We start from the raw sequence: 17,048 nt of genomic DNA, 5'->3' as shown, positions 1-17,048 counted from the left end.
TCGGGTTGCGGCGACGGATTTTAGCGGTTGAAGAGGCCCTTCATGCCGCCCTTCATCGCGCCCATCTGGCGCATCATCTTCATCATGCCGCCGCCCTTGAGCTTTTTCATCATGGACTGCATCTGGTCGAACTGGTTGAGCAGGCGGTTCACTTCCTGCACCGGCACGCCGGCGCCCGCGGCAATGCGGCGCTTGCGGCTGGCCTTGATCAGCTCCGGCTTGGCGCGCTCGGCCGCCGTCATGCTGTTGATGATGCCTTCCATGCGGGCCACCTGCTTCTCTGCCTGGTCCATGTTGGCGCCCTGCGCCTGCTGGGCGAACTGCGCCGGCAGCTTGTCGACCAGGCTACCCAGGCCGCCCATCTTCTTCATCTGGCAGATCTGGGCCTTGAAGTCTTCCAGGTCGAAGTCACCGGTCTTCTTGATCTTCTTGGCCAGCTTCTCGGCCGCTTCCATGTCCACGCCGCGCTGGGCTTCCTCGACCAGCGCGAGGATGTCGCCCATGCCCAGGATGCGCTGGGCCATGCGGTCGGGGTAGAAAGGCTCCAGGCCGTCCAGCTTCTCGCCGACGCCGACAAACTTGATCGGGCGGCCGGTGATATGGCGCACCGACAATGCCGCGCCGCCGCGCGCATCGCCGTCCAGCTTGGTCAGCACCACGCCGGTCAGCGGCAGGGTGTCGTTGAAGGCCTTGGCGGTGTTGACCGCATCCTGGCCGAGCATGGCGTCGACCACGAACAGCGTCTCGGCGGGCTTGAGCTCGGCGTGCAGGGCGGCGATTTCCTGCATCATCAGCTCGTCGATACCGAGCCGGCCGGCCGTGTCGACGATCAGCACGTCGTGGTAGTGCTTGCGCGCCCAGTCCACCGCCGCGCGGGCGATGTCCGCCGGCTTCTGGTCCGGCTGCGACGGGAAGAAGTCAGCGCCGACTTGCTCGGAAACCGTCTTCAGCTGGGCGATAGCGGCGGGGCGGTAGATGTCGCACGAGACCGTCAGCACCTTCTTCTTTTTGTTTTCCTTGAGCCACTTGGCCAGCTTGCCCACGGTGGTGGTCTTGCCGGCGCCCTGCAGGCCGGCCATCAGGATGATGGCGGGCGGCTGCACGGCCAGGTTCAGCTCGGCTTCCTTGTTGTTGCCGCTGGCCGCGTCAGCGCCGCCGATCACGGCGGTCAGCTCGCGCTGGACCACGCCGACCAGGGCCTGGCCCGGCGTGAGGCTGCTGACAACCTCCTCGCCCATGGCCTTTTCCTTCACGCGGGCAACGAATTCGCGCACGACCGGCAGCGCCACGTCGGCTTCGAGCATGGCAAGGCGCACTTCGCGCAGCATCTCGGCGGTGTTGGCCTCGGTCAGGCGCGCCTCGCCGCGCATGGTCTTGACCACACGCGCCAGGCGTTGAGTGAGATTGTCCAGCATGGCAGGAATCGGGGGAGAAGTCGGAGCAGGGCTCGGGGCTGAAATCGGAGGCAGTCCGGCACACGGGGCGGGCCTGGAACACCGGTTCAACCGGCCGCCACCGTCCGTGGGCACTAAGGTAAACTGCGTAAATGGTCATTGTACTGTATGCCCTGACGGCACTTCTCTATTGCGGCCTGGCCTATCACGGCTGGGCCACGCGCCATCCACGCGTTGCCACCGCTGCCGGCCAGGCAGGGGGGGCGACCTCGGCCGTGCTGGTGGCCGGCGGCGGCCCCATCCCCCCGGCGGGCGGCGCGCACGGCGAAGGGCGCCCGGCCTGGTGGCACGTGCTGATGCTGGCGGCGCTGGCCAGCCACGGCATGCTGCTGCATGAAACCATCTTCCCGGCCGAGCGCATGATGTTCGGCTTTGCCTTTGCGCTGTCGGCCATGCTGTGGCTGGGCGTGGGCATCTACTGGATAGAAAGCTTCTTCTTCTCGCTGGCGGGCCTGGGGCTGATCGTGATCCCGGTGGCGCTGGTGGCCAGCCTGATGCCGCTGGCCTTCCCCGGCTCGCAGATCCTGGGCTACGCGGCGCGGCCGCTGTTCAAGCTGCATTTCATCATCGCCAACGTGGCCTACGGGTTGTTCACGCTGGCGGCCTTCCACGCCTTCCTGATGCTGCTGGCCGAACGGCGCCTGCATGGCTTCCGGCACGCGCCGGCGCGGCCGCCGGAGCAGCAACCCAGTGAATGGCTGGGCCGCTGGCTTGACTTGCTGCCACCGCTGCTGACGCTGGAGAAGCTGCTGTTCCGGCTGATCGGCGCCGGCTTTGTGCTGCTGACGCTGACCATCGCCTCGGGCCTGCTGTTCTCTGAAGAGCTGTTCGGCCGCGCCTTCCGCCTGGACCACAAGACGGTGTTCGCGCTGATCTCGTGGGCCATGTTCGGCGGCATCCTGGCCGGGCGCATCTTCCGCGGCTGGCGCGGCAAGGTGGCGCTGCGCTGGGTCATCGCCTCGTTCGGCATCCTGCTGCTGGCCTATGTCGGCAGCCGTTTCGTGATTGAAGTCGTCCTGCACCGCATCTGATTCCTCATGGCACGTATCCTGATCCTGCTGGCCGTGGTGCTGGGCGTCATCTGGTGGCTGCGCGCCCGCGCCGAGGCCCGGCTGGCTGAACACCGCGCACGCCAGGCCCGCAAGGCCAGCGAGCGTACTGCCGCCGCCGGCCCGGCCGACGCCACCGCCGAACCCATGGTCCAGTGCGCCCAGTGCGGCGTGCACCTGCCGCAGGGCGAGGCCATTGCCTGGCGCGGCCTGCATTACTGCCGCCGCAGCCATCTGCCTGACGAAAGCCGGGCCGAGGGCGGTGACAGTGGCAGCGACGGCCCCCGCCCATGACAGAGCCGGCGTCGTCGGGCTGGCAGCGGCTGAACGCCTGGCGCGGCCTGGCCCAGCTGTGGCGCCAGCCCGAACCGCCTGACTTCCACTGGCGCCTGCTGCGCTATTTCTGCTGGACCCGCGTGGCCGTGGGCCTGCTGCTGGTCGGCTTTGCGCTGATGCGGCGCGGCGAGCCGGCATCCGTCACCCCGGTCTCCCCCGCCACACCTTTCATCGGCGCTATCCCGCCCTTGCCGTTCGGCCTTGACGGCCTGGGCGGCATCGAGCACGCGGCGGCCATGACCATCGCCGTGCCCTATCTTGCCATTGCCCTGGCGATGCTGGCCGGTACGCTGTGGCGCCGGCACTTCCATCTGCGCGTGCGGGTGCAGGTGCTGGCCGACCTGGCCCTGCTGGCGCTGGTCTTCAGCGTGCTGGGGCGGGGCGGGCAGGCCGAGGGCCTGGCCATGATCTTCTTGCTGCCGGCGCTGGAAGCCGGCGCGCTGACCAGCCTGCTGTTCGCGCTGTTTGCCGCGGCGATCTCCGCGCTGGTGGTGATGAGCGGGCCCTTCATGCACACCATCCTGCTGCGCCAGGCCGATGCCGGGCTGCTGGGCTCGGGCCTGTTCGGCCTGGTGTTCATGATCGCGGCGCTGCTGATGTATATGCTGGCCAACCGCCAGATCGCGCAGGAGCGCCTGGCGCTGGCGCGCGAGCAGGAGCTGCGCCTGCAGCAGCTGGTCAACCGGCTGATGGTCAACGACATGCAGGACGGCGTGATGCTGGTACGCGCCAACGGCGCGGTGGTGGCGGCCAACCCCGCGGCGGTGGTGCTGCTGGGCGTGCAGCCGCATGAGCGCATCTACTCGCGGCGGCTGGGTGGTGCGGCGGGGCAGGGCGGCGAAGCTGTGCTGTTCGACCTGCGCCGCATCCCGCGCCTGCAACCGCTGATGGAGATGCTGCGCGACTGGCTGCACAGCAAGGACGACGTGCCGCGCATCCTGCAGCTGCTGCCGATGGCGTCCGGCACCGCGCTGGCCGACGGCACCATGCAGCACACCCGGCTGCGGCTGCGCTTTGTGCTGCCGGGGCTGGCAGGATTGCGTTCGACCATGGCGCATGGCCGCACCGTGCCGGCCACGCTGGATACGGCCGCCTGGAGCGAACTGTCACCCGAAGCCGCCGGCCGCCTGCGCCTGGCCATCGCCCAGAACGAGGCCATGGCCTGGTCGCAGGAGGATGAGGCCCTGTTGCGCAACGAGATGCGCGACACCGTGCTGGTCCATATCGAAAGCTGGGAACGCATCGCCGAGCAGGTGCAGCAGGAAAAGCTGGCCGCCATGGGCCGGCTGGTGGCCAGCATCGCGCACCAGATCCGCAACCCGCTGGCGGCAATCAGCCAGGCCAGCGAGCTGCTGGGCGACTCCGGCCGGCGCGATCCCGCCGCGCAGGACCATGGCGGCGCCGATGTCGATATCGATGCCCGCCTGCTGCGCATCATCAACGACAACGTGCGCCGGCTGGACCAGGTGGTGTCAGACGTGCTGCAGATGTCGCGCCGCCCGCGCACCGGCCGCAGCACCGTGTACCTGGCGCAGGCGCTGCCCGAGATCGTCGAGCGCTGGCGCGCCGAAATGCGCTCGCGCCGCCCGCGCGCCGGCGAGACCCGTCCCGCGGGCCGGGTCGACATCAACGCCAATGCCATCCGGCTGACCGTGGACGTGGCCCAGCCGGTGGTGTTCGACGCCTCGCAGCTGCAGCAGGTGCTGGGCAACCTGCTGGACAACGCCTGGCGCTACTGCAGCCGGCTGCCGGGCTCGATCCGGCTGCTGGCGCATGCGCTGGACCAGCACCATGCCGAGCTGATCGTCTGGAACGACGGCGCCGAGGTGGCGCGCGAACACCAGCGCAGCCTGTTCGAACCCTTCTTCACCAGCAACGCCCAGGGCACCGGGCTGGGCCTGTTCATGGCGCGCGAGCTGTGCGGCGCCAATGACGCCCAGGTGCGCTACGGCGCCATCGCATTGCCGGCGCTGCTCGAACGCACCGGCATGCTGGCCCCCGCCGCGCGCGATACACTGCCGGCCAAGGCTTTCGTGCTGACGCTGCGCATCGAGAGTGCCGATGCTGCTTCGGCGGCCGCCGCCTGACCTGTCCCAACCCAGCCACCACCCCATGCCACCCCGAATGTCCCGAGCGCCCGATCCCATCCTGGTCATCGACGACGAGGCCGACCTGCGCGAGCTGCTGGACATCTCAATCCGCCGCATGGGCCATGACGTGGTGCTGGCCGGGTCCCTGGCCGAGGCGCGCGAGAAGCTGGCGCAGGGCCGCTACAGCCTGGTGCTGACCGACATGCGCCTGGGCGACGGCCTGGGCATCGAGATCGTGCGCCAGCTGTCGGCCGCGCCGGAGCGCATCCCGGTGGCGGTCATCACCGCCTACGGCAGCGCCGACAACGCCGTAGAGGCACTCAAGGCCGGCGCCTTCGACTACATCGCCAAGCCGGTGTCGCTGGAGCAGCTGCGCAGCCTGGTGCTGAACGCGCTGGGCCGCCAGCAGCGCGACAGCACCGATGCCGAAGCCGCCGCGGCAGAGCAGGCCGCCGACCGCGCCGCCGCCCTGCTGCCCGGCCATTCCGCCGCCATGCAGGAGGTGCGCCGCTCGCTGTCGCGGCTGGCGCGCAGCATGGCGCCGGTGGTGATCAGCGGCGAATCCGGCAGCGGCAAGGAGCGCGCCGCGCGCGCCATCCACGCCACCAGCGGGCGGGCCGCGCATCCCTTTATCGCCGTCAACTGCGGCGCCATCCCCGAGAACCTGATGGAGTCCGAGTTCTTCGGCCATGTCAAAGGCGCCTTCACCGGTGCCGACGGGGAGCGCGGCGGCTTCTTCCAGGCCGCCAACGGCGGCACGCTGCTGCTCGACGAGGTGGCCGACCTGCCGCTGCCGATGCAGGTCAAGCTGCTGCGCGCGCTGCAGGAGCGCCGCGTGCGCAAGATCGGCGCCAGCCGCGAAGACGCCGTCGACGTGCGCGTGATGTGCGCCAGCCACAAGGACCTGGCCGCGATGGTGGCGGCCGGGCAGTTCCGGCAGGACTTGTATTACCGGCTGAACGTGCTGGCGCTGCGCATGCCCACGCTGCGCGAGCGCGGTGAAGACATCCCGGTGCTGGCGCGCGCCATCCTGGACCACCTGGCGGTGCGCTACGGCGACCCGCGCCCCAAGCGGCTGTCGCCGGCGGCGCTGCAACGGCTGGTAGCCTATCCCTTCCCCGGCAACGTGCGCGAGCTGGAGAACCTGCTGGAGCGCGCCTACGCCTTTGCCGAGAGCGAAGAGATCGAGCTGGCCGACCTGGGCCCGCTGGACGCCGGCGCCGAGCGGGCCGGGCTGATGCATGCCCCCGTGCCGGCGATGGCGCCTACTAACTATTACGCCCCCTGGGGCGCCGCAGGCATGTGGGCCCCTGTGCCGCCGGCCGCCGCGCCCGCGCCGGCCCTGGCAGAGCCGCCACCCGTGGCACCGGCCCCGGCCAGCGCGCCTGAACCTGAGCCCGCCGGCGACCCCGCCGAACGTGCCTGCCGCGGCATCGTCTTCCCGATCGACCTGCCGGCCAGGCTGGAAGCCGTGGAGCGCGAGCTGATCCTGCAGGCGCTGGCGCAGACCAACTTCAACCGCACCGCGGCCGCGCCGCTGCTGGGCCTGAACCTGCGCCAGCTGCGCTACCGCATCCAGCAACTGGGCATCCGCGAGGCCATGGACGCCGCCGACCGCAGCGCCGTGGAAGGCGAGGGCACGCCATGACCAAGCCTGCGCACCGCTACTTACCCGACGCCGACGGCTGGGTCCCCGCCGCGCGCCGCGTGCCGTCGCCCAATTTCGATGAGCGCCCGGCCGGCATGCCGGTGGACCTGGTGGTGCTGCACAACATCAGCCTGCCGCCCGGCCAGTTCGGCAGCGGCGACATCGAGGCCTTCTTCCAGAACCGGCTCGATCCCAACAAGCACCCGTTCTTTGCCACCATCCACCAGGTGCAGGTGTCCGCGCACTTCCTGGTCACCCGCGAGGGTGAGCTGGTGCAGTTTGTCCCGTGCACGCAGCGGGCCTGGCACGCCGGGCAGTCGGACTTCTTCGGCCGCGCCCGTTGCAACGATTTCTCCATCGGCATCGAGATCGAGGGCTGCGACGACCTGCCGTTCACCCTGGCCCAGTACGACACCGTGGCCGCGCTGGTGCCCGCGCTGCTGGCCGCCTACCCGGTGCGCGCGATTGCCGGCCACAGCGACATCGCCCCCGGCCGCAAGACCGATCCCGGCCCGCATTTCGACTGGGCGCGCTTTGCCAGCCAGGCGGGCGTGGCGCCGGGCATGTTGCCCTACCAGTGCCTTGGCGCGGCTGGCCAGGTGACGAATCCTTAACCTCATTCCCCATCCCCGTGCGCCCCGTTCCGGCGCACATGCCCTACCTCGGGGTGGGGCTATCGCAACCTCGCAACAATCAAAAAAATTTTTGTGAAATGTGCAGTTGCGAACGGTCTGGCGAAAACCCTTGCGAGTATTAGGCTTGCGGGCATGTGGCGCTGCCGCATCGGCGCCGCCGCCCCCGAAAAAGCGCTTGTCAAGACTGGTCATTCGGATTCGTTTCACTATACTTAGCCCAGTTTCAGGCAGCACCCACTATATCTAGTAGTCAAACCGGGGAGCCGGCCCAAGGGCGAGTCAGGGATCACGAAGTTCGTGCATCGTCTCGAAACCGCCCGCTAAGGCCAGCGAATCACAAGAGTCCCTGGCGAAATGTTCACGTAAAGGCAGTCTGTCCGCCCCGACTTCACGCCGGGAGGGACGTTCTTTTCGCCGCATTTCGCCAGGGACTCTTTTGTCTCTTATTTCCAGGGTAAAAACAGGAGTTCTCATGCAAACGGCCCAGAACGAAATCACCACGGGTGGCGCCGCCGCCGGTATCGCACCGACCGCGCAGCAGACCCCCGCCAACGCCGCCAATACGAACTACCCGGATCACAAGATCATTCGACGCAATGGCGCCGTGGTGGCTTTCGAGCCGTCCAAGATCGCCGTTGCCATGACCAAGGCCTTCCTCGCCGTGAACGGCGGGCAGGGCGCCGCGTCCGCGCGTGTGCGCGAGATCGTCGAGCAACTGACTGACAACGTCGTGCGCGCGCTGGTGCGCAGCCGCCCCAACGGCGGCGCCATCCATATCGAAGACGTGCAGGACCATGTGGAACTGGCGCTGATGCGCTCGGGCGAGCATGAAGTGGCCCGCGCCTACGTGCTGTACCGCGAGAAGCGCAAGGACGAGCGCGCCCAGGCCAACGCCCAGGCCGTGGCCCGCGTGCAGGAAGGCGGCATCTCGGTCAACGTGACCGATGGCGGCGTCACGCACGTGCTGGACATCGCCGCGCTGCACGACCTGATCGACAACGCCTGCAGCGGCCTTGGCAATGCAGTGAGCGCCGAGCCGATCCTGAAGGAAACCCTGAAGAACCTGTACGAAGGCGTGCCGATGACGCAGGTGTACGACTCGGCCATCCTGGCCGCGCGTACCCTGATCGAAAAGGACCCGGACTACAGCCAGGTCACCGCCCGTATCCTGCTGCACACCATCCGCAAGGAAATCCTGGGCACTGAAGTGACCCAGTCCGAGATGTCCAGCCGCTACGCGGAGTACTTCCCCAAGTTCATCGCCCGCGGCATTCAAGCCGAACTGCTGGACGAGCAACTGGCCACCTACGACCTGGCCCGCCTGGGCGCGGCGCTGGACGCCGGCCGCGACTTCCAGTTCAACTACCTGGGCCTGCAGACCCTGTACGACCGCTACTTCCTGCATATCGATGAAACCCGCATCGAAATGCCGCAGGCCTTCTTCATGCGCGTGGCCATGGGCCTGGCGCTGAACGAGAAGGACCGCGAAGCGCGCGCCATCGAGTTCTACCAGCTGCTGTCGTCGTTCGACTTCATGTCGTCCACGCCGACCCTGTTCAACTCCGGCACCCGCCGCTCGCAGCTGTCGTCGTGCTACCTGACCACCGTCTCCGACGACCTGGAAGGCATCTACGAAGCGCTGAAGGAAAACGCGCTGCTGTCCAAGTTTGCCGGCGGCCTGGGCAATGACTGGACCAACGTGCGCGCACTGGGCTCGCACATCAAGGGCACCAACGGCAAGTCGCAAGGCGTGGTGCCGTTCCTGAAGGTGGTCAACGATACCGCCGTGGCGGTGAACCAGGGCGGCAAGCGCAAGGGCGCCGTCTGCGCCTACCTGGAAACGTGGCACCTGGACATCGAAGAATTCCTGGAACTGCGCAAGAACACCGGCGACGACCGCCGCCGCACCCACGACATGAACACGGCCAACTGGATTCCGGACCTGTTCATGAAGCGCGTGATGGAAGCCGGCGAATGGACCCTGTTCTCGCCCGCCACCTGCCCGGACCTGCACGACAAGGTCGGCAAGGAATTCGAAAAGGCCTACCTGGGCTATGAAGCCAAGGCCGCCAGCGGCGAACTGAAGCTGTTCAAGAAGCTGCCGGCGCTGCAACTGTGGCGCAAGATGCTGGGCATGCTGTTTGAGACCGGCCACCCGTGGATCACCTTCAAGGATCCGTGCAACATCCGCAGCCCGCAGCAGCACGTGGGCGTGGTGCACAGCTCCAACCTGTGCACGGAAATCACGCTCAACACCAATGAGAGCGAGATCGCCGTGTGCAACCTGGGTTCGGTCAACCTGGTCGCCCACATCGCCAAGCAGGCCGACGGCACCTACGCGCTGGATCACGCCAAGCTGCAGAAGACCGTGCGCACCGCCATGCGCATGCTCGACAACGTGATCGACATCAATTACTACGCCGTGGACAAGGCGCGCAATTCCAACCTGCGCCACCGTCCGGTCGGCATGGGCATCATGGGCTTCCAGGACTGCCTGCACGTGCTGCGCACGCCGTATTCCAGCGACGCCGCCGTCAAGTTTGCCGATACCTCGATGGAAGCGGTGTGCTACTACGCCTACAAGGCTTCGACCGAGCTGGCCGAAGAGCGCGGCCGCTACAGCACCTATGAAGGCTCGCTGTGGGACCGTGGCATCCTGCCGCAAGACTCGCTCAAGCTGCTGGCCGAAGAGCGCGGCGGCTACCTGGAAGTGGACCTGTCCAGCACGATGGACTGGGACGCGCTGCGCGCCCGCATCAAGCAGCACGGCATGCGCAACTCGAACTGCATCGCGATCGCCCCGACCGCGACCATTTCGAACATCATCGGCGTGTCGGCCTGCATCGAGCCGACCTTCCAGAACCTGTACGTCAAGTCCAACCTGTCGGGCGAGTTCACCGTGGTCAACGACTACCTGGTGCGCGACCTGAAGGAACGCGGCCTGTGGGACGAGGTGATGGTTGCCGACCTGAAGTACTTCGACGGCTCGCTGTCGCGCATCGACCGCATCCCGCAAGACCTGCGCGACATCTACGCCACCGCGTTCGAAGTGGAGCCGACCTGGCTGGTGGAAGCCGCCAGCCGCCGCCAGAAGTGGATCGACCAGGCCCAGTCCCTGAACATCTACATGGCCGGCGCCTCGGGCAAGAAGCTGGACGACACCTACAAGCTGGCCTGGCTGCGCGGCCTGAAGACCACCTACTACCTGCGCACCATGGCTGCGACCCACGTGGAGAAGTCCACCGTGTCGCGCGGCTCGCTGAACGCAGTATCGTCGGGCAGCGACAGCGGCTCCGCCCTGGAGGCAGCCGCCGCATCGGCCCCGGCCATGCCGGAAGCCGAAGGCGCGGTCTGCACGATGCGCCCGGGCGACCCTGGCTTTGAAGAGTGCGAAGCCTGCCAGTAATCACGAAGTAACCACCTACCCCGGGGTTTGCTCCCCTCTCCCGCCCGCGGGAGAGGGGCCGGGGGAGAGGGCCGGCGCCACCACGAAGTGACAAGTCAAACCACCCGCCGCCCCCAAATCGAATCACGGAGAACCACATCATGCTGAGCTGGGACGACGACGTTCAAGCCACCCCGCAGGCCGCACCGCAGCCTGCCCTGCAACCCGCTGTTGCCGCCACGGCCGACCAACAAGGCGTTCTGCCTCCGGCCGCCACGCAGCCCGGCATCCTGGGCGACAACCCCAACGCCGCCGCCGCGCAAAGCAACCGCCGCGTCAACGCCGCCGACAAGCGCGTGATCAACGGCTCGACCGACGTCAACCAGCTGGTGCCGTTCAAGTACAAGTGGGCGTGGGAAAAATACCTGGCCGGCTGCGCCAACCACTGGATGCCGCAGGAAATCAACATGTCCCGCGACATCGCCCTGTGGAAAGACCCCAACGGCCTGACCGAAGACGAGCGCCGCATCATCAAGCGCAACCTCGGCTTCTTCGTCACCGCCGACTCGCTGGCCGCCAACAACATCGTGCTGGGCACCTACCGCCAGATCACCGCGCCGGAATGCCGCCAGTACCTGCTGCGCCAGGCCTTTGAAGAGGCCATCCACACCCACGCCTACCAGTACATCGTGGAGTCCCTCGGCCTGAACGAAGCCGAGATCTTCAACGCGTACCACGAAGTGCAGTCGATCCGCGACAAGGACGAGTTCCTGATCCCGTTCATCGACACGCTGACCGACCCGTCGTTCAAGACCGGCACGCCGGAAAACGACCAGAAGCTGCTGAAGAGCCTGATCGTGTTCGCCTGCATCATGGAAGGATTGTTCTTCTATGTGGGCTTTACGCAGATCCTGGCGATGGGCCGCCAGAACAAAATGACTGGGGCTGCCGAGCAGTATCAGTACATCCTGCGCGATGAGTCGCTGCACTGCAATTTTGGTATCGACCTGATCAACCAGATCAAGCTGGAGAATCCGCATCTGTGGACGGCGGAGTTCAAGGCTGAGATTACTGAGTTGTTCAAGAAGGCGGTGGACCTGGAGTATCGCTACGCTGAGGACACGATGCCGCGTGGGGTGCTGGGGTTGAATGCGCCGATGTTTAAGGGGTATCTGCGGTTCATTTGCAATCGGCGGTGCCAGCAGATTGGGTTGGAGCAGCTGTTCGCGAATGAGGAGAATCCGTTCCCGTGGATGTCTGAGATGATTGACTTGAAGAAGGAACGTAACTTCTTTGAGACGCGCGTCATTGAGTATCAGACGGGTGGGGCGTTGAGCTGGGATTGAGGCGCGCCGCCGAGCGACACAAGTGTTGCCTTTTTTGACGCTAGTCACGCCTTTGCAATGACATAGCCATGCCTTTTGGCACATCGCTAGCTCGAGGCGATGGGAGTGTCTCAGAGCAGGAGCTTTCGGAGGCATTCCGGCCGTCCGACCAACTGCAACGGGTCCACCCTCGAGGCGGCGCCTAGCTCGGCGACTCGAGGCGACCCCGCTGTGTAGGGCCGTCACGGAAAAAGATAAGACGAAGAGAACGGACAGGGGATGATGGCTCACAATGGGGTTGATCCCCCCCCCTTTTTTCTACCGTCTAGGAGACGAAATCCCAGCCCCATTAAGAGCTTCCAGATGGCGGCATACGGGTCAATACGGCAGTGGGTTCCTTTGCCAGTATTGCGATGACCTTTCGGGCGCATGGTTCGATCATGTGTCTAACCGATAATAAAAACGGAGTTGGGTTGTGGCTGTACGAAAGATGTCCCCAGAGATCGTGTCTCTCATTCACCATGTCGAACTAAATGAATCGGGGTGGTGGAAAAAGGCTGTCGGGCAAGTCATAAAAGGTGTGCTTTGGACCGCCGATGTCCCGCTTACGATAGGCGAACTGCAATCAAACTTCCGTCTTGAAACCGGAGTCGAGCTATCTGAAGCCACACTGGAGCGGCAGTTGCACGCGCTTTCGTCTCAGCAGTGTGTCTCCTTTATGCCCGGTGAAGTCCAGAGGTTTAAGCTCACGGAGCAGGCGCGGGCAGAGTTAGCAGCGGCTAAGCTTCAGGCCGAGCTTCTGGAAACGCAGTGTCGGGAGGCGTTTCGGATGAACTGCTCGGTACATTGCCCTGAGTTGAAGCCGGAGCAAGTCTGGGCACGTTTCGAGCGTGCATTGGTCGAAGCCGTGCGGATTGCGGGCGCAAACCTCTATCACTTGCTTGTAGACGGGAATCTCGAGCGGGAAGGCGATTGGGTTGCCAAATTCCTGGTTGATTTCGATACCTGTCACCACGATGGGCTCAGAAAGATACTGGCGGCTTTCTTTTCGCCAAAGAACATTGCTTGTAGGAGTCAAGTACTTCGGCTCTTGACCGCGCATTTCTTTGCCGAAGCTACGCAACTTAGTCCCGAAACGCTTGCGTCCATTGAGAAGAAGCGGCGCCAGCGAAAGATCAAAGTTGTCCTTGATACGAATTTCATCTTTTCGATACTTGAGCTTCACGATAATCCGGGAGACGACTCGGCCCTGTCCCTTGTGGAGATGGCTGCGCGGACAAAGGGGAATCTTGAAATCAAACTCTATGTCCTGCCCGGAACTCTTGATGAAGCTGAGCGCGCGCTGGCAAATCAGGTGAAACTGATTGAGCGGGTACGTACGACCCGAGCTATCGCTCGAGCAGCGATCAAGGAACCGCTCCCTAGCATCGCCAGGAAATTTTTTTCTGCTGCTGCGCAAAGCCCCGGCCTGACCGCCCAAACGTTCTTCCAACCCTATATTGATGACCTGCGTACCATCCTCCAGGCAAAGGGCATTGAAGTGCTTGATGTGCATGCCGCCGTCTACAACAAGCGCCAAGACGTGGTTGACGATGTCCTCGAGGAGGAGGAAAGAGAAGCTCGTGAAGTGCCCGACAGCAAGAGGAAAAAGGGGTACGAGACTCTTCTACACGATGTTGTCCTGTGGCACGCGGTCAACGACCGCAGGCCGGAACTGGTAGATTCGCCGTTTGATGCAGAGTACTGGGCGGTATCGATCGACTGGCGTCTGATTGGTTTCGACCGGAAGAAGCGCTCTAGTGGAGCGTCTCGCATGCCGGTGGTACTTCACCCGAGCAATTTCGTCCAGTTGGTCCAGTTCTGGGTGCCCCGGACGACGGAGATGGAGAACAGCCTCATAGATGGATTGCGCCTGCCCTTGTTCTTCCAATCGTTCGACCCTGAAGACGAGCGAGCCACGCTGCAGGTGCTCCAAGCTATTTCCCGCTATGAAAACATTGGTGACCTGCAGGAAGAGACCGTCAGCTCGATCCTGGCGAACCGCGCGCTAAGAAGTCGGCTGCGCGATGCTGATGCTGCAAACGAAGAAATCTTCGAGCTTGTGCAGGCAGAGGTTCTGTCCGAACACAAAGCCGCATTAGCTTCGCTGGAGGACACTAAAGGCAAGCTGAACACAATGTCGGCAGACTTGACATCCGAGCGAGAAAGCCGTCGGATTGCCAAGGACGCCCTGCATGCAACAGAGACGGAGTTGCACACCACTCAGGAACGCCTCACGGAGGCAAACGAAAAGTTCCGACAGGCAGAAGTAGCCAGCAGTCAAAGTTCAGAAGAGGCTGCAAAGGCGAAGTGCGAGGCCTTGCGAACGAAGTACCTTATGTTCGCGGTAGTGTTGCCGATCGCTGTTGGATTGTTTTTAGCCGGCGTAGCGTATGCGATCACCCTGTGGCTGGACGTCGCGCGTGTGACCAGCATGAAGTGGTTGATCGTTCCGGCGGTCGGGTTGAGCCCGGTAGCGCTTGCTTGCGCATTGTCACCACGTTTTACTGGTCGCCATACCGAACTCGCAGGTTGGGGCGTGGCACGAGCCGTGGATTGGATCGGAAAGAAGGCCGTCGCCGGACCATTTGGTCTCGCTGCTGGGGCTGTCTACCAAGGCGGAGTCTACGATTGGATCAAAACGCTTCCTCCCGGCGGGGGCGCAGGCTAGTTTTCCACTAGGCCGCGTCATTGCTGTTGCCGGGGCCTACCGTGGTGCGCGTTTGGCTTTGTGCAATCACCGGGGAGGTAGAAGCGAGGTACCAGTTGAAACCGGAGACGTTGTTTGACGCTGTCAGAGGAATATTCCCATGCCGCACAAGCATACAAGTTGGTCGGGGTTGGCGTCACAAGTTGGGAGAGCACTCCTCGCCAGGAAAGGGGTAAGCCTAGGAGAGGCCGCGCCCCTCCTTGTTGAAGAACGGACAACAGCCCGTGGACTCGACGGGAAGCTGCAGCGCGGCACATACAGCTTTTCACTCTTTCTCGAACTCTTGACGGTGCTTCGTGCAGAGGCCCCACCGCAATGGCAGCCCATCCTTCTAACAAAGGACCTGCCCTATGCCACGAAGGCAAAGTTCATACTGCTACGCGAACTTACGAAACGAGGGCTCGACCGCGAGGATCTCATTCGGCGCTTGAAGAACGAGCACATAGAACCGCCGCGTCACGAAGCCGCAGATCGGACCATGGAGGATGGGACCTTTTCAATGATCCTAATGTTGCAGCTAGCAGCCGTGACCGCGGTGGAGGGTATGGAGCGATTCGTGGATACGAGCGACTTGATACTGGCAGCATCCCAATTAAAGCGGGAATGACGGCATCACGAGCTGGTGTCTACGCGCGTGAGAACACGCTCGACCTCCAGTTTCGGAAAGGATCAAATTAACCTCGACGCAAAGCCGTGCTTCAAACCTCTACCAATCTTTCAGTAGGCAATATTGCTGGCCCGGCGTCCGCCTGCGGTTTGGACGATGCGGCGCTAGACGCTTGGCTGAGGGCGCGGAGGGCCGCCAAGGAAGTGGTCGGCTAGCATTCAACGCTGGTATCGCGTTGGCCGCGCCGCAAATCCTTCAACGCCTAAGGCGCAGTGCGATGAACATTTCGGCTGAAATGGACAGCGTGAAGCGCAAGATGATCTTCGGAGGTAGGGACGGAGGAACCGGCTGCCAAACGCCCGGCGGTCGGTTCATTAATCAGCGAAGGTTGGGTCGGATGCTACACACGTTGTTTGCGGCTTGTGCAGTTGCCTTCGTATGAGGTCTGAGCGTCGCAGAACGACCCTTCTCGGACAGTGATGAGATTCTGTCCTCTGGCGGCTTACGATCCATAGCGGCCATCGGCGTCGACCGCGGTTGCATTATGCTTCAGGCTTACCATCTGCTCCCCAGTACATCGAGGCAGGTTCCAACCCCAATTTTCCCGGTAATAGTTGCCAGACGCGGCAATGCTGCCGTTCAGATCGAAGGCTCTCCATGTTTCCCGGTGCTAACATGCACGAGTTTCACGGAACTCTTATACTTTGCCATTTGCACGGTGAGTCGGTGGTGAATCTAGGCTGCAAATCACACAGGCTCCGCTGAATATATTACGTTGGGCGTCAAAAGGAGGGATGCGTGCCTAGCAAGATTCCAAACTCAGTGATTGGTGCCGTGGCGTCGGTCATTGCGGCTCACTACTACAGTCACTCCACGCTGAACTCGCTGTTCATGGAATGCGGAGCGCCGGGTGATATACCGCCAGGTAACTGTGAGACCAAGTGTGTGGCATGGCTTCGTCGGTGTAACGAAGATCCATCTGTCGAGCCGCTTGTAGTGCTTGGGCAAGTTATCCAGAAGTTCATGGATCAAGAACCTTCGGATTGGCAACCAGCGATTGCAGAGGGACAACGCCGCATTCGCGAAAGCCTCGCAAAAAACCAGCTCACTTATCAAGTCAACGGCTTCGTCCCTCTTGCTGGAGCGAGTCTCGCTGCCAAAACTCTCGCGGATTTCCTGAAAACTGGGGATTTCGCTTCCATTGAGTCTGAGTTCGATCGAGCAATCAAGCAGCTTGATCGAGATCCGCATGCAGCCATAACAGCGGCCAGTTCGATAATTGAAGCACTCTGCAAGACATACATCGAAACATTCGATCTTGAGATGCCAGCGAACCAGTCCATTGGACCGGTATGGCGGGTGGTTCAGGGGCATCTGGGCCTCAACCTGGACTCGACACTTCGCGATGATCAGAAGCGCGTCTTGCAAGGGCTCGCATCAATAGTTGACGGCGTTGGTGCATACCGTACACACATTGGCTCCGCCCACGGTCGAGGCCTCAATCCCCCACAGATTTCTGTTCCCGAAGCTCGCCTCGCAGTAAACGCGGCTCATTCTCTGGTAATTTTCGTCATGGAGCTATGGCATGTAGCGCAGATGCCCAACAATTCCTTCCAGCGGACTGCGTTCGGCATCCGCTGAACTAAAGCGTTAGCAGAGTTATGCCAAACTGTTTGCATCCCTTGGAGACGACGCTCTTAAGAAGGCTGGCGTCCGCTCGATTGGGATGCCAGGCGCTGCGCCCTAAGAGCGGTTTAAACGCTAAAACGA

General features: G+C 63.6%; 11 protein-coding genes. 10 read left to right on the top strand and 1 reads right to left on the bottom strand.

Translation table 11 applies throughout. From position 1 onward, the window contains the following. Positions 1-20: 20 nt before the first annotated feature. Positions 21-1,415 carry a signal recognition particle protein gene (gene ffh, locus ACW4E8_RS25765; RefSeq protein ID WP_456807108.1) on the bottom strand — a complete coding sequence of 465 codons (1,395 nt, stop codon included), beginning with the start codon at positions 1,413-1,415 and terminating at the stop codon, positions 21-23. Positions 1,416-1,546: 131 nt separating this feature from the next. Here ffh and ACW4E8_RS25760 point away from each other — a divergent pair, with 131 nt between their 5' ends. From ACW4E8_RS25760 to ACW4E8_RS25715, 10 genes are all read left to right on the top strand, one after another. Next, complete coding sequence (locus ACW4E8_RS25760) at positions 1,547-2,485, top strand: cytochrome C assembly family protein (protein ID WP_456807107.1); 939 nt, start codon at positions 1,547-1,549, stop codon at positions 2,483-2,485. 6 nt (positions 2,486-2,491) lie between these two features. Beyond that, a complete protein-coding gene (locus ACW4E8_RS25755) occupies positions 2,492-2,797 on the top strand; it encodes a PP0621 family protein (protein ID WP_456807106.1) in 306 nt (101 codons plus the stop codon). Then, positions 2,794-4,926, top strand: coding sequence for a sensor histidine kinase (locus tag ACW4E8_RS25750; protein WP_456807105.1), 2,133 nt, complete (start codon positions 2,794-2,796; stop codon positions 4,924-4,926). Before ACW4E8_RS25755 ends, ACW4E8_RS25750 begins: the two co-directional genes overlap by 4 nt. Positions 4,927-4,951: 25 nt before the next feature. Continuing rightward, complete coding sequence (locus ACW4E8_RS25745) at positions 4,952-6,577, top strand: sigma-54-dependent transcriptional regulator (protein ID WP_456807104.1); 1,626 nt, start codon at positions 4,952-4,954, stop codon at positions 6,575-6,577. After that, the gene (ampD, locus tag ACW4E8_RS25740; protein WP_456807103.1) at positions 6,574-7,191 is read left to right on the top strand and encodes a 1,6-anhydro-N-acetylmuramyl-L-alanine amidase AmpD; all 618 of its coding nucleotides are present in this window, start codon (positions 6,574-6,576) and stop codon (positions 7,189-7,191) included. The genes ACW4E8_RS25745 and ampD overlap by 4 nt, the downstream gene beginning before the upstream one ends. A 493-nt stretch (positions 7,192-7,684) precedes the next feature. Beyond that, positions 7,685-10,618 (top strand): ribonucleoside-diphosphate reductase subunit alpha, encoded by a 2,934-nt coding sequence (locus ACW4E8_RS25735; RefSeq protein ID WP_456807102.1) that lies wholly within the window; start codon positions 7,685-7,687, stop codon positions 10,616-10,618. 140 nt (positions 10,619-10,758) lie between these two features. Continuing rightward, positions 10,759-11,943 carry a ribonucleotide-diphosphate reductase subunit beta gene (locus ACW4E8_RS25730; RefSeq protein WP_456807101.1) on the top strand — a complete coding sequence of 395 codons (1,185 nt, stop codon included), beginning with the start codon at positions 10,759-10,761 and terminating at the stop codon, positions 11,941-11,943. Positions 11,944-12,412: 469 nt separating this feature from the next. Then, the gene (locus ACW4E8_RS25725) at positions 12,413-14,632 is read left to right on the top strand and encodes a hypothetical protein (protein WP_456807100.1); all 2,220 of its coding nucleotides are present in this window, start codon (positions 12,413-12,415) and stop codon (positions 14,630-14,632) included. 139 nt (positions 14,633-14,771) lie between these two features. Beyond that, positions 14,772-15,278, top strand: a complete 507-nt coding sequence (locus tag ACW4E8_RS25720; protein WP_456807099.1) for a hypothetical protein — start codon at positions 14,772-14,774, stop codon at positions 15,276-15,278. A 798-nt stretch (positions 15,279-16,076) separates the two neighbouring features. Further along, on the top strand, positions 16,077-16,919 hold the full coding sequence (locus ACW4E8_RS25715; RefSeq protein WP_456807098.1) for an abortive infection family protein: 843 nt from the start codon (positions 16,077-16,079) through the stop codon (positions 16,917-16,919). Positions 16,920-17,048: the final 129 nt, after the last annotated feature.

The sequence above is a fragment of the Cupriavidus sp. CP313 genome, from assembly GCF_054072015.1.
The sequence above is the reverse complement of the archived record's forward strand: the minus strand, read 5'-3'. Positions and strand labels throughout refer to the sequence as shown.